Origin of the sequence: Rhodocyclus purpureus, from assembly GCF_016653115.1 — a bacterium.
Classification (GTDB): domain Bacteria; phylum Pseudomonadota; class Gammaproteobacteria; order Burkholderiales; family Rhodocyclaceae; genus Rhodocyclus; species Rhodocyclus purpureus.
In genome coordinates this window covers 25,549-37,742 of the sequence record NZ_NHRX01000010.1, presented here as the reverse complement: position 1 = coordinate 37,742, position 12,194 = coordinate 25,549, and the positions used below count along the sequence as shown (strand labels likewise).

Below are 12,194 nucleotides of genomic sequence, written 5' to 3'. Positions count from 1 at the left end.
CCCGGTTCCTAGTAAAGCCTGAAGCTCAACGGCGGCGTGCGGCGCTCGCTACCCGTTTCGCCTTCCTTTTTGCCGTCTTTTTCGCCCCCCGTCTGCCCCGCGCTCAGTTCGATCGCGGCGAAGCTGACTCCCCGTGGGGCGAAACGCTCGTTGAGCGTGGCGGCGTAATCGAGCACCGCGGCCTCGTCGATGGCCTGCCCTTGCAGACGCATCTCCTTGCCCGCGCGGGTGATCGTAATCGCCGACAGCGACACGCCTTTGCCTGGAATCGTGGCCAGCGTGTCGAGATACCCGGCATAACCCTGCAGGCTGCCGAACTCGCCGCTACGCAGTCGCGCCATCAGGGGCTCGTCGAGGCGACGACCGCCCACGGCAGCGGTCCCTGCGACCCGCAGCGTCTGCAACTCGGCCTGCCGCGCACGCAGCTCGGCGCGCAAGGATTCGAGCCTCCGCCCATCCTGCGCCAGCTGCGCCTCGAGATCCGCGCTGTGCGAGTGCTCCCACTGCCACCACCCCAGCATCGCCAGTATCGTCACCCCCAGCCCCAGCGCAGCGACGGCTGCCGAAAAGCGCGGTCCGGGGGGCGGTTTGACCCACAGGTTGACCTGCGGAGCGGGCTTCACGCCGCGTAGCGCCGCCCCTAGCACGGCAAAATACGCCGCCTGATTGCTCGCCAGCGCCAGTTCCGGTACCGCGGAGAGGTCGAAAACCTTCTCCAGCGGCAGCACCTCCACGGGGATCTCGATCGTCGCCTGCAGGTGCGCAAGCAGCGCCGGGTAGCCGGGAGCGACGAGGACCCGCCGCAGATCGAGCAAGGGCAAAGTTTCCTTTGCCATGAAGATCGAGCGCTGCAATTCGACGGCCACGCGTTCGAAGGCGCGCGGGCTGAGCGGGGCGGCCTCGCTGTCGGGAGCGATCACGGTGCCGGCGATGAAGCGGTCGAGCAGGAGTTCTCCATCGCGGGTCAGGGTGATCTGCACACCCTGCTCGTCCGGCGCGACGATCAGCAGATCCTCGCCGGGCTGCGCGACGACGCTGGCGTAGTTGCGTTGTGCCGCTTCACGGATGTCGATCGTGCGCAACGCCAGTCCTGCCGCGGCAAAGCTGTCGCCAAAGGCGCTCATCGTGCCGCGCGGCGCCGAGACGACGTACACGTCCTGCGTGCGCTCGGGCGCTGCGCTCAGCGGAATCAGCATGTAGTCGATGAGCGCCTCATCGACCGGATAATCGAGCACCCCCTCGATCGACCAGCGCAAGCTGTCGGCAAGGTCGGCGGCTTCGACCTCGGGTTTGGGCAGGACCGTGAGCCGGTAATCGTTGCGCCGGGCGAGCACCCCCCACGCGAAGCGCGGCACCGCCAGCGCAGCGGCAAGCTCGGCCAGCATCGGCTGGTCGAGCTGGGTGGCCGGCCGCGCCACATGCTTCAGCACCCGCGGCAACGCCGAATCCTTGCCGGGGATGCCGACGCTGACGCCATGAACGAGCTCGTCGCCCAGGGCCAGCACTGTCCAGCCGACCGGGGCAGCGGATTTCTTCTTCCACAACATCACAAGGGCTCCCACCAGTAGACGGGCTGCCAACCGTAGCCGATGCCACGAATCGATGTCGGATCGACGCCTTTGAGGCAGAGGAAGCCGCCCCCCCACTGCCAGCTGCTCGTGCTGTGATTGGGAAGCACGGTAAACGGTGTATCGGCCCCGACAGTGAAGAGACTCGCGATCCCCCCGGGCCGGTGAACGTACCAGATTTCGCTGTACAGCCCATCGGTCGCAGGGAGGTTGTAATAGCGCTGCAACAGCGTCATATCGACACCATTGAAGCTCACCCGCGTCAGGTGATCGGTGACGGCCACCGCGCGCGCCGAAACGTTGAACACCAGGGTATCGGCTGTCGCGCAGCTGCTGATGAAGGGACTCCCGACCAGAATCTTACCGGCAGTCGCCCCGTTGTTCGACTTCGTTGTGTCACCGTGGTATTCGCCGATGTAGCTGACCTCACTGCCTTCGAAAATCCCGCCGACGCCCGCATACTCGCGCTCCTCGGATTGCGTCGTGTTCTTCTTCCACAACAGCTGGCTGACACCGAAATCGCCGCCAGTCGCACTGCTCACCACCTGCGCAATGGCGCCGATGCTACCCGTGCCACCGGGGTTCGTCTCCAGTTCCCAGGCATTCTGGCAGGAAACTTGCGTATCCGTGCGCTGACATGTCCCGGCACTGGCGTTGCCTTTGTCCGAGATTCGGTAGGCGATGTTCATCAGCATAACCGCCTTGCCACGCGCCGTGATCGAGTAAAGGATCGGATTGCTTGCGGACCCGCCGACACCGGACTTCCCCGACTCCTTCTGCGGATTGATGCAGAAGCCGACATCGGTGGCGAGCGTTCGCGTCGCATCGCCCGCCCTGCCTGTGATCGTGATGCGGCAGACGGGCGCAGTGCCGCCGGGGTCGCAGAGCCGGGGGACGCCGCTTTCGGCCAGCGGAAGGACGGAGAGCTCGTAGCTGCCGACCGGACTGACCGCCTGTTGGCCACTGCCCAGGGTCGAGACGTTGCAGTCGCTCGTGCTGTTCGCGCTGTTCTTCTGCAGCGCCGCCTGCAGGCGGGCAAGCGCCACCTCAGCCCCGCTGTCCGCGAGCGCAGCGGCACGCATGCTTTCGTGCGCGACCGTAGCGGAGTAGGTCGAGGCCTGCGTCGTCAGCATGAGATAGCGTAGCGCGAGCGCGACCACGATCAGCAGCAGGAGCACCGCCAGCATCGCGAACGAGCCGCGCTGCTGCGCCGGCGCAGACGGAAAAAACTCGCGCATGCTCAATGCCCCCACACCGCGTCGCGCAGCAGGACGCTCGTCGTGTGCGAGTAAGTTCCGGCCTCGACCGTGCGCGCGACGGTGATGTCGATGTAGCGCAGCTTCGTGCGAAACTCAGTATCCGCGGTCGACAGCGGCAGCCGCGCACCGTCGGCTGCCGCAAATGTCCCGTAGCTGAAACTCACCGAACTGGCCGGCGGCAACAGGCTGCGGGTCGGGCTGAGGTTACAGGCAAGGTAGTCGAGCATGACCTGACCCGACTGCGTGCCGATCACCACAGGCACCAGCGCCTCCTGCGGACTGCTGCCGATGCGGTTGAAGCAGATGCCTGCACTCGAGGTCGCACCAGCAGACAGCAACTGGAGGTCCAGGCCTGCATTTTCGACCCAGCGCACCTGGCGCAACTCGCGCGCAATCCGCTCGGCGGCGTAGCGCAGTTCGTCGACCGCCTGCACACCGCTGGCGACGACACTGCGCGCACGCAGCGCGGCCTGGATCGGCGGAATCGCGACGACCGCCAGGATGCCGATCAGCACCATCACCACGATCAACTCGATCAGGGTGACGCCGGGCTGGCGGGAGGGCGACGCGCGCATCACTGCCCCACCTGCGGGGGACTCGCCAGCAACACGGTCAGCTCGGCGAGTTTGTCGGTGTTCTGCCTGACGGCGACGGTGACCTTACGGCAATCGACGCCCGCGCTGCCGCAGGGACTCACGGCATAGGCGCTGATCGTGAGGTCACAGGCGAGGGTCCCGGTCAGGCCCCCTAGCGGCGATCCCGTACTGGCGCCGGAGAGCCGGAAGCCGGAGCAGGCACCGCTGTAGGACGGAATCTTGGCGTAGCCGACCAGCGGATCGCGCCGCAGCGCGAGCACCGCCTCGATCACGCGCTGCGCCGACAGCGCGGCCGCAGTCGACGCCTGGTTCTCGCCAAGGCGCTTCGCCGCATCGCCCGAGGCCGCCAGGATGGCGATCAGCGAACCGGCAAAGACCACGATCAGGATGATCAGGTCGATCAGGATGACGCCTGCCGAGCGCGCGCGCATCACTGCAGCACCGCGACGCTGGGCGCACCGGTGAGCGGCGCCACGGTTACACTGGCCACGCTGCCTCCACCCTGCTGCAGTTCGAAAACCACCGGCGCCGAGAGCAGGGTCGCGCCGCTCAGCGGCCGCCCGAGCAGGTCGAAGCCCAACTCCACCGGTTGCGCGAAGACGAAACCGCTCTCCAGCGCGACATGGAAGGTACCTCCGCCGTGCCCCGGGTCCTTCACCGCGGCGGAGCAGGAGGTGGCCAGAGGCACCACCAGGCAGTAATTGCCGGACTGGGCGAGAAATTTGAGCGTCTGCCCGCGGCTCATGGCCAGGGCGCGAGCGTGCAGGAGGTCGCCGGCCAGGCGCTGCGCATGGTAGCCGAAGGTGGCACTGCCGATCGACGGGCGCACCTGCAGCGCCAGCAGGACCGACAGGATCGACAGGATGAGCAGCACCAGCACCAGTTCGAGCAGGGTGAAGCCACGCCGCGCCAGTCTGGCGCAACTCCTGGTCATCGTCGGCAGAGGAAGCACTGAGCGCTGCAAAGCCTGGCCCTCCCGCGCGGCATCCGCTCAACAGCCGCCAAGCAGCAACTGGTACTGGGGCGCCGTGGCACTGCCTGCCGGCACATAGGTGATCCGGCAATTGGCAGGATCAGCCGCCGCGGCGTGCGCGATGACGTTCGCCGCCCCTGCGCTCGGCAGCGCCAGCCCCGTCAACATTGAAGGCGAGACGCAGCCGACCAGGTCGAGCGCAGTCGCTGCATAGCCGTAAACCGTCGGCAACGCGGCATTGCCGCAGGCATTGATGCTGCCGCTGGCGCCCAGCTGATAATTGACGCTCGCCACCGAGTAAATCTTCGTGTTCGCCGACTCGATCGCGGCGGCGACGTTCCTCATGACCGCCACCCGCGCCTGATTGCTCATCCCCAGCATCCGTGGCAGCGCCACCGCTGCCAGGATGCCGAGGATGACCATCACCATGATCAGTTCGATCAGGGTGAAGCCTTGCCGACGCCGAGATCGCTGTTCAGTGAAAATTTGCGTCTCCCGTGCACTGTGGGTGCTCATGCACAGTATAAGACTTCTCCACCCCTCCCCAACCCTGCGCTGAGCAGCGCGAGCAACGGGCGCCCGCCCGGTACATGTGCCCAGGCCTCCACAGCGGGTGGAGGCCTGCAGCCAGGCCAGAGAAGCGGCGAAAAACGGCTCAGAACGGAATGTCGTCGTCCATGTCGTCGAAGCTCGGCTTGCGTGCCGCCGGCGCACTGCGCGGGGCCGCGGCCGGAGCGGACGACGGCATGCTGCCACCGTAGCTCGGCTCGCCGTAGGAATCGTCGCCACCCGACGGCGAGCCCATGCCCTGGCGGCTGCCGAGCATCTTCATCTCGTTCGCTTCGATTTCGGTCGTGTAGCGCTCCTGCCCTTCCTTGTCCTGCCACTTGCGCGTGCGGATGCGGCCCTCGATATAGACGGACGAGCCCTTCTTCAGGTACTGGCCGGCGATTTCGGCGAGGCGGCGATAGAAGACGACACGGTGCCACTCGGTCATCTCCTTCTTCTCTCCGGTGTTCTTGTCCTTCCACGACTCCGAGGTGGCGACGGTGACGTTGCAGACCGCTTCGCCGTTGGGCAGGTAACGGATTTCGGGGTCGCGGCCGAGATTGCCGACGATGATCGCTTTATTGACTGAAGCCATGGGAGCCTCCCTGGTTATGGTTGTGCGAGGTTGAAAACTTGCGGCGCCGTCCCCCCGGCGCTGCGGATCAGGCGCCCTGCGTCTGCGCGTCCGGCGCCGGTGGCGTCGACCGGGCCTTGCGCAGCGGCGGCGCGATCATCGAAGCCGAGATCAGGATCCAGACGAGGCACACGCCGGCGCCGAACCAGAACACCGCATCGGCGCCGGCGTTGCGCGCCAGCCAGCCGCCGAGCGCGCCGCCGACGAAGAGGCCGACCGCCTGCGCCGTATTGTAGACGCCGAGCGCGAGTCCGCGCGCCTCGGGGCCGGCGAAGCGCGTCACCAGCGAGGGCAGCAGCGCTTCGAGCACGTTGAAGGCGACGAAGAAGACGAACACCAGCGCGGCGATCGCGACGAAGCTGCCGCGCCCGTAGATGAAGCCGAGTTCGGTGAGCAGCAGCAGCGCGACCGAGGCGACGAAGACGGCGCGGAACTTCAGATGCTTCTCGGCGATGATGATCGCCGGGATCATCACGATGAAGGACGCGACCACGGCCGGCAGGTAGAGCTTCCAGTGCTCGGCGAGCGGCAGGTCGCCGGCGGCGACCAGCGCGCCGGGGATCAGCATGAACATGCCGACCTGCAGCACGTGCAACGCGAAGATGCCGAAGTGCAGGCGCGCCAGTTGCGGGTGGAAGACCACTTCGGACAGGCGCGCACGACGCCCGGCATCGACCGGTGGCGGCGCCTTCGGCACGGCGAAGAAGAGCAGCGCGATCGCCGCCAGCGACAGCACGCCGGTGAGCATGAACAGGGCCCAGAGGCCGCCGGCGTCGAACAGCGGCGGCGCGATCACCAGCGACAGCGCGAAGACGAGGCCGATCGAAGAGCCGATCATCGCCATGATCTTGGTGCGGTGCTCCTCGCGCGTCAGGTCGGCGGCGAGCGCGGTCACCGCCGGCGAGATGGCGCCGGCGCCCTGCAGCACGCGGCCGACGCAGATCCAGTAGAGGTTGTCGGCGTAGGCGGCAATGAAGCTGCCGAGCGCGAACAGCAGGAGGCCGAAGACGATAACCGGCTTCCTGCCGAAGCGGTCGGCGGCGAAGCCGAAGGGGATGTGGAAGATCGCCTGCGTGATGCCGTAGGCGCCGAGCGCGAAGCCGACCAGGGCGACGTTGTCACCGCCGGGCAGGTCGCGCGCGGCGACCGCGAACACCGGCAGGATCAGGAAGAGCCCGAGGATGCGCAGGGCGAAGATCGTCGACAGGCTGACGCCGGAACGGATTTCGACGGAATTCATCCGGCTGGGGGTGGAAGCTGACATCGGATTGAGGGTGCCTGGAGGGGGCCCGAAACGGGTCGAAGGCACTTCGACCGTGGATCGGGGCTGCGGTTCAGCCGCGGGGTGGCGTATATTAGCAGGTTTCCCCAGCCTCCCCGGACGAGCCAAGATGGACGAAATACGAATCCGCGGTGCGCGGACGCACAACCTGAAGAACATCAATCTCGACCTGCCGCGCGACCGGCTGATCGTGATCACCGGTCTGTCCGGGTCGGGCAAATCCTCGCTCGCCTTCGATACGCTCTACGCCGAGGGGCAGCGCCGCTACGTCGAGTCGCTGTCGGCGTACGCGCGCCAGTTCCTGCAGCTCATGGAGAAGCCCGACGTCGACCTGATCGAGGGCCTGTCGCCGGCGATCTCGATCGAGCAGAAGGCGACCAGCCACAACCCGCGCTCGACCGTCGGCACCGTCACCGAAATCCACGACTACCTGCGCCTGCTGTTCGCGCGTGCCGGCACGCCGTTCTGCCCCGAACACCAGCAGCCGCTGGCGGCGCAGACGGTGTCGCAGATGGTCGACCACGTGCTCGCGCTGCCGGCCGAGACCAAGCTGATGATCCTGGCGCCGGTGGTCGCCGGGCGCAAGGGCGAGCAGCACGAGCTCTTCGCCGAGCTGCGCGCGCAGGGCTTCGCCCGCCTGCGCGTCGACGGCGAGATCCACGAGATCGACGCGCTGCCGAAGCTCGCCAAGACGCAGAAGCACGATATCGACGTCGTCGTCGATCGCCTCAAGGTGCGCGACGACATGCGCCAGCGCCTCGCCGAATCCTTCGAGACCGCGCTGCGCCACGCCGACGGCCGCGCCATCGCGCTGGAGATGGACAGTGGCCGCGAGCACCTGTTCTCGGCCAAGTTCGCCTGCCCCTCGTGCTCGTACTCGCTCGCCGAACTCGAACCGCGCATCTTCTCGTTCAACAATCCCTTCGGCGCCTGCCCGAAGTGCGACGGCCTCGGCGTCATCCAGTTCTTCGACCCGAAGCGGATCGTCGCGCATCCCGACCTGTCGCTCGCCGCGGGTGCGATCCGCGGCTGGGACCGGCGCAACCAGTTCTACTTCCAGATGCTGCAGTCGCTGGCGAAGCACTACGAGTTCGACATCGACACGCCGTGGAGCCGCCTGAGTGAAGCGGTGCAGCAGGTCGTCCTCTTCGGCTCGGGACGCGTGACCCTGCCCTTCCACTACCTCAACGAGCGCGGCAAGATCACCGTTCGCGAGCACGCTTTCGAAGGTGTCGTGCACGGCCTCGAGCGGCGCTACAAGGAAACCGATTCGGTCGCGGTGCGCGAGGAACTCTCCAAACTGATCAGCAACAAGGCCTGTCCGAGCTGCGAAGGCACCCGCCTGCGCCAGGAAGCACGCAACGTCCGCTTCGGCTCGAACGCCGGCAGCAAGGCACTCGCCGACGCGCTGACGCTGCACGAGATCAGCCGGCTGCCGCTCGCCGCGGCGCGCGACTTCTTCCTGTCGCTCGAACTCACCGGCCAGAAGGCGCAGGTCGCCGAGAAGATCCTGAAGGAGATTACCAGCCGGCTGCAGTTCCTGATCAACGTCGGCCTCGACTACCTGTCACTCGACCGCTCGGCCGAGACGCTCTCCGGCGGCGAGGCGCAGCGCATCCGTCTCGCCAGCCAGATCGGCTCGGGGCTGACCGGGGTCATGTACGTGCTCGACGAACCTTCGATCGGCCTGCACCAGCGCGACAACGACCGCCTCCTGAAGACGCTCAAGCAGTTGCGCGACATCGGCAACACGGTGATCGTCGTCGAGCACGACGAGGACGCGATCCGCTGTGCCGACTACGTCGTCGACATCGGCCCCGGCGCCGGCGTGCACGGCGGTAGCGTCGTCGCCGAAGGTACTCCCGACGAGGTCGCCGCCAACCCGGCCTCGCTCACCGGCGACTACATCGCCGGGCGCAAGCGCATCGAGGCGCCCGGCCCGCGGCGCCGGCCCGACCCCGAGCGCCAGTTGCGCGTGATCGGCGCGCGCGGCAACAACCTGAAGAACGTGACGCTGGAGATCCCGGTCGGCCTGCTCAGCTGCATCACCGGTGTCTCCGGCTCCGGCAAATCGACGCTGATCAACGACACGCTCTATACCGCCGCAGCCCGCCACCTCTACGGATCGACCGGGGAGCCCGCCGAACACGACGAGATCTCGGGCCTCGACCACTTCGACAAGGTGATCAACGTCGACCAGAGCCCGATCGGCAGGACGCCACGCTCGAACCCGGCGACCTACACGGGCCTCTTGACGCCGATCCGCGAACTGTTCGCCGGCGTTCCCGAGGCACGGGCGCGCGGCTACGGCCCCGGCCGCTTCTCGTTCAACGTCAAGGGCGGTCGCTGCGAAGCCTGCCAGGGCGACGGCGTGCTCAAGGTCGAGATGCACTTCCTTCCCGACGTCTATGTCCCCTGCGACGTCTGCCACGGCAAGCGTTACAACCGCGAGACGCTGGAGGTGCTGTACAAGGGCAGGAACATCCACGACATCCTGCAGATGACCGTCGAGCAGGCACGTGAATTCTTCGACGCGGTGCCGGTCGTCGCCAGGAAGCTGCAGACCCTGGTCGATGTCGGCCTCTCCTACATCACGCTAGGCCAATCGGCGACGACGCTCTCGGGCGGCGAGGCGCAGCGCGTCAAGCTGTCGCTCGAACTGTCCAAGCGCGACACCGGCCGCACCCTCTACATCCTCGACGAGCCGACCACCGGCCTCCACTTCCACGACATTGAACTGCTGCTACGCGTCCTGCATCGCCTTGCCGAGCACGGCAATACCGTCGTCGTCATCGAACACAACCTCGATGTCATCAAGACCGCCGACTGGATCGTCGACCTCGGACCCGAAGGCGGGGCCGGCGGCGGCCGCATCCTCGCGGCCGGCACGCCGCAGGAAATCGCCGCGCTGGCTGAACTCAGCCACACCGGGCGCTTCCTCGCCCCGCTGCTGGCGCGCCATCCGTGATCGCTGCCCGGCGCAACTTCCCCCTTCCCTCTACGCCGATGAAATGCAAGAATTGAGGCGTAGACGCTTGCCATCACCCACTCCAGGAGATCACATGAACAAGTCAGACCTCATCGATGCCATCGCCGCGCGCACCGATCTTTCCAAGGCTGCCGCCGGCAAGGCGCTCGACGCCGTCGTAGACAGCATCGTCGAAGCGGTTGCCAAGGGCGAAACCGTGAACCTGGTCGGCTTCGGCGCCTTCAAGGCCACTGCGCGCGCCGCCCGCGAAGGCAAGAACCCGAAGACCGGCGAAAAGATCAGCATCGCCGCCACCACGGTGCCGAAGTTCGCCCCGGGTGCCACCTTCAAGGCTGCGGTTGCCGCGAAGTAACAGGCAGCAATACCTCGTCACCGCGCCGACCGGACCCGTTCCGGCGCCGGCACGGGCTTGATGCAGAAAGGCTTGCCCTGCGGCAAGCCTTTTTTACCTGACACGCGCTGCAGGAAGCCAATCCACTCGCTGGCTGCCGCGTGCGACGCAGGCAAAATTGTCGGCACCAATGCTTCGCGTTAGTATCAAAGCAGCTTGACACGTCGCCGCATCGGCAATGTGCAGATTTGCGGGCAGGAAGCAGCCCGTCTCAGTGGATTCAGGCACATGAAAGCAAAAGCCAGGACCGTGCAGTTGGGCGCCGCACTGGTCGAACAAGGCTATCTCAGCGCGGAACGGCTCAACCAGGCCTTGGCCGAGCAGAAGCGTACCGGTCGCATGCTCGGTCGCGTCCTCATCGAAAACAACTTCGTCAGCGAAGAGCAGGTGGCGCAGGTCATCGCCTCGCAGCTCGGACTCCCGTACATCGATCTGCGCCGCTACGAGCTCAGTGCCGATACCGCGGCTGCGCTCAACGAATTGCAGGCCAGACGCTTCCGCGCGATCGTCCTCCAGCAGCGCGACGACGCCTGCCTGGTCGGGATGACCGATCCGGCCAACCTGCGCGCGCAGGACGAGCTGGCGGCAGTGCTGGGGCAACCGATCGACATCGCGGTCATCACCAACACCCAGTTCAACGAAACGGTCGACCGCCTCTATCGCCGCACCGAGCAGATCGGCGAATTCGCCAAGGCGGTCGAGCGCGACCTCGATCTCGAACGCGAAGGCGACGTCGTCGACCTCAACCAGAGCACCCTCGGCATCACCGACGTCGAGGCGCCCGTGGTCAAGCTGCTCAATACCATCTTCGAAGAAGCGGCGAAGATGCGTGCTTCCGACATCCACATCGAACCGCAGGAAAACAAGCTGCAGGTCCGCTTCCGCATCGACGGCGTGCTGCATCCGGAACTCGACGCCGACATCCGCATCTCGGCGGCGCTGATCGTCCGCCTCAAGCTGATGGCGGGGCTCGACATCTCCGAAAAGCGCATGCCGCAGGACGGCCGCATCGCGCTGCGCACCGGCAGCAGCCGCATCGACGTCCGCGTGTCGACCATGCCGGTGCAGTTCGGCGAATCGGTGGTCATGCGTCTCCTGGTCCAGGGGGGCGAACTGCGCTCGCTCGCCGGCTCCGGAATGCCGCCGGGCGTCCTCGCCAGGTTCATGAAGGCGATCAAGGCAGCGCACGGCATCGTCCTCGTCACCGGCCCCACCGGTTCAGGCAAGAGCACGACGCTCTACGGCGCACTGCAGACCCTCAACCAGCCCGGGGTGAAGATCCTCACCTGTGAGGACCCCGTCGAATACCGGATTCCCGGCATCAACCAGGTCCAGGTCAACGAGAAGATCGACCTCAGCTTCGCGCGCGTGCTGCGCTCCTTCCTGCGCCAGGACCCCGACATCCTGCTCGTCGGTGAAATCCGCGACCAGGAAACGGCACAGATCGCCATGCGCGCGGCGATGACCGGCCACCTCGTGTTGTCGACCCTGCACACCAACGACGCCGTCAGCACACCCGGCCGCCTGCTCGACATGGGAGTCCCCGGCTTCCAGATCGCATCGACCTTGCTCGGCGTCGTCTCGCAACGACTGCTGCGCCTCGTCTGCAACTATTGCGCCGAGCCCAGCGAACCGACGGTCGGCGAACTCGCCTGGCTCCGTCACCAGCTCGGCGGCGAACTGCCGCCGGCCAACTTCCGCGCCGGCAAAGGCTGCCCGCGCTGCAACGGACTGGGCTTCAGCGGTCGCCAGGGCATCTTCGAGATGCTCGAAATGAACCGCGAACTCGCCGACATCATCCACGGCGGCAACTCGCGCCTGTTCGAGCAGCGGGGGCGCGAACTGATGGGGCAGGCGACGCTGGTGCGCAACGCGATCGACCTCGCCCTCGCCGGCCGTACCACCGTCGCCGAAGCGATGAGCATCGCCTCCTCGGTCGAACCCTGAGCGCCC

11 protein-coding genes are annotated in these 12,194 nt (G+C 66.7%); 3 read left to right on the top strand and 8 right to left on the bottom strand.

The window, feature by feature from the left end; genetic code table 11:
- Positions 1–8: 8 nt before the first annotated feature.
- The 8 genes from CCR84_RS01410 to CCR84_RS01375 form a co-directional block, all read right to left on the bottom strand.
- Entirely contained in the window at positions 9–1,547 is a 1,539-nt protein-coding gene (locus CCR84_RS01410; RefSeq protein ID WP_201209155.1) for a type IV pilus biogenesis protein PilM, read from the bottom strand.
- A complete protein-coding gene (locus CCR84_RS01405; RefSeq protein WP_201209154.1) occupies positions 1,547–2,806 on the bottom strand; it encodes a hypothetical protein in 1,260 nt (419 codons plus the stop codon). The genes CCR84_RS01410 and CCR84_RS01405 overlap by 1 nt, the downstream gene beginning before the upstream one ends.
- Positions 2,807–2,808: 2 nt before the next feature.
- Positions 2,809–3,402, bottom strand: a complete 594-nt coding sequence (locus tag CCR84_RS01400) for a pilus assembly FimT family protein (protein WP_201209153.1) — start codon at positions 3,400–3,402, stop codon at positions 2,809–2,811.
- Positions 3,402–3,854, bottom strand: coding sequence for a hypothetical protein (locus tag CCR84_RS01395; RefSeq protein WP_201209152.1), 453 nt, complete (start codon positions 3,852–3,854; stop codon positions 3,402–3,404). The genes CCR84_RS01400 and CCR84_RS01395 overlap by 1 nt, the downstream gene beginning before the upstream one ends.
- Entirely contained in the window at positions 3,854–4,357 is a 504-nt protein-coding gene (locus tag CCR84_RS01390; protein WP_201209151.1) for a prepilin-type N-terminal cleavage/methylation domain-containing protein, read from the bottom strand. The genes CCR84_RS01395 and CCR84_RS01390 overlap by 1 nt, the downstream gene beginning before the upstream one ends.
- A gap of 57 nt (positions 4,358–4,414) precedes the next feature.
- The gene (locus tag CCR84_RS01385; RefSeq protein WP_201209150.1) at positions 4,415–4,912 is read right to left on the bottom strand and encodes a type II secretion system protein; all 498 of its coding nucleotides are present in this window, start codon (positions 4,910–4,912) and stop codon (positions 4,415–4,417) included.
- Positions 4,913–5,051: 139 nt separating this feature from the next.
- Complete coding sequence (ssb, locus tag CCR84_RS01380) at positions 5,052–5,540, bottom strand: single-stranded DNA-binding protein (RefSeq protein WP_201209149.1); 489 nt, start codon at positions 5,538–5,540, stop codon at positions 5,052–5,054.
- Between the two features lie 67 nt (positions 5,541–5,607).
- Complete coding sequence (locus CCR84_RS01375) at positions 5,608–6,843, bottom strand: MFS transporter (protein WP_242508474.1); 1,236 nt, start codon at positions 6,841–6,843, stop codon at positions 5,608–5,610.
- Between the two features lie 127 nt (positions 6,844–6,970).
- Between CCR84_RS01375 and uvrA the strand changes: the two genes are divergently transcribed.
- The 3 genes from uvrA to CCR84_RS01360 all read left to right on the top strand — a co-directional run bounded on the left by uvrA (position 6,971) and on the right by CCR84_RS01360 (position 12,188).
- Positions 6,971–9,829 (top strand): excinuclease ABC subunit UvrA, encoded by a 2,859-nt coding sequence (gene uvrA, locus CCR84_RS01370; RefSeq protein WP_201209147.1) that lies wholly within the window; start codon positions 6,971–6,973, stop codon positions 9,827–9,829.
- Between the two features lie 43 nt (positions 9,830–9,872).
- On the top strand, positions 9,873–10,202 hold the full coding sequence (locus tag CCR84_RS01365; protein WP_201209146.1) for an HU family DNA-binding protein: 330 nt from the start codon (positions 9,873–9,875) through the stop codon (positions 10,200–10,202).
- A gap of 267 nt (positions 10,203–10,469) precedes the next feature.
- Positions 10,470–12,188, top strand: a complete 1,719-nt coding sequence (locus CCR84_RS01360) for a GspE/PulE family protein (RefSeq protein WP_201209145.1) — start codon at positions 10,470–10,472, stop codon at positions 12,186–12,188.
- The last annotated feature ends 6 nt before the right edge of the window (positions 12,189–12,194 follow it).

Bases quoted from the DNA above. Each gene is read 5' to 3' on its own strand.
- CCR84_RS01360 (WP_201209145.1), top strand. From the start codon at position 10,470: ATGAAAGCAAAAGCCAGGACCGTGCAGTTGGGCGCCGCACTGGTCGAA.
- CCR84_RS01385 (WP_201209150.1), bottom strand. From the start codon at position 4,912: ATGAGCACCCACAGTGCACGGGAGACGCAAATTTTCACTGAACAGCGA.
- CCR84_RS01405 (WP_201209154.1), bottom strand. From the start codon at position 2,806: ATGCGCGAGTTTTTTCCGTCTGCGCCGGCGCAGCAGCGCGGCTCGTTC.
- CCR84_RS01395 (WP_201209152.1), bottom strand. From the start codon at position 3,854: ATGCGCGCGCGCTCGGCAGGCGTCATCCTGATCGACCTGATCATCCTG.
- uvrA (WP_201209147.1), top strand. From the start codon at position 6,971: ATGGACGAAATACGAATCCGCGGTGCGCGGACGCACAACCTGAAGAAC.
- CCR84_RS01375 (WP_242508474.1), bottom strand. From the start codon at position 6,843: ATGTCAGCTTCCACCCCCAGCCGGATGAATTCCGTCGAAATCCGTTCC.
- CCR84_RS01390 (WP_201209151.1), bottom strand. From the start codon at position 4,357: ATGACCAGGAGTTGCGCCAGACTGGCGCGGCGTGGCTTCACCCTGCTC.
- CCR84_RS01410 (WP_201209155.1), bottom strand. From the start codon at position 1,547: ATGTTGTGGAAGAAGAAATCCGCTGCCCCGGTCGGCTGGACAGTGCTG.
- CCR84_RS01365 (WP_201209146.1), top strand. From the start codon at position 9,873: ATGCAAGAATTGAGGCGTAGACGCTTGCCATCACCCACTCCAGGAGAT.
- CCR84_RS01400 (WP_201209153.1), bottom strand. From the start codon at position 3,402: ATGCGCGCGTCGCCCTCCCGCCAGCCCGGCGTCACCCTGATCGAGTTG.
- ssb (WP_201209149.1), bottom strand. From the start codon at position 5,540: ATGGCTTCAGTCAATAAAGCGATCATCGTCGGCAATCTCGGCCGCGAC.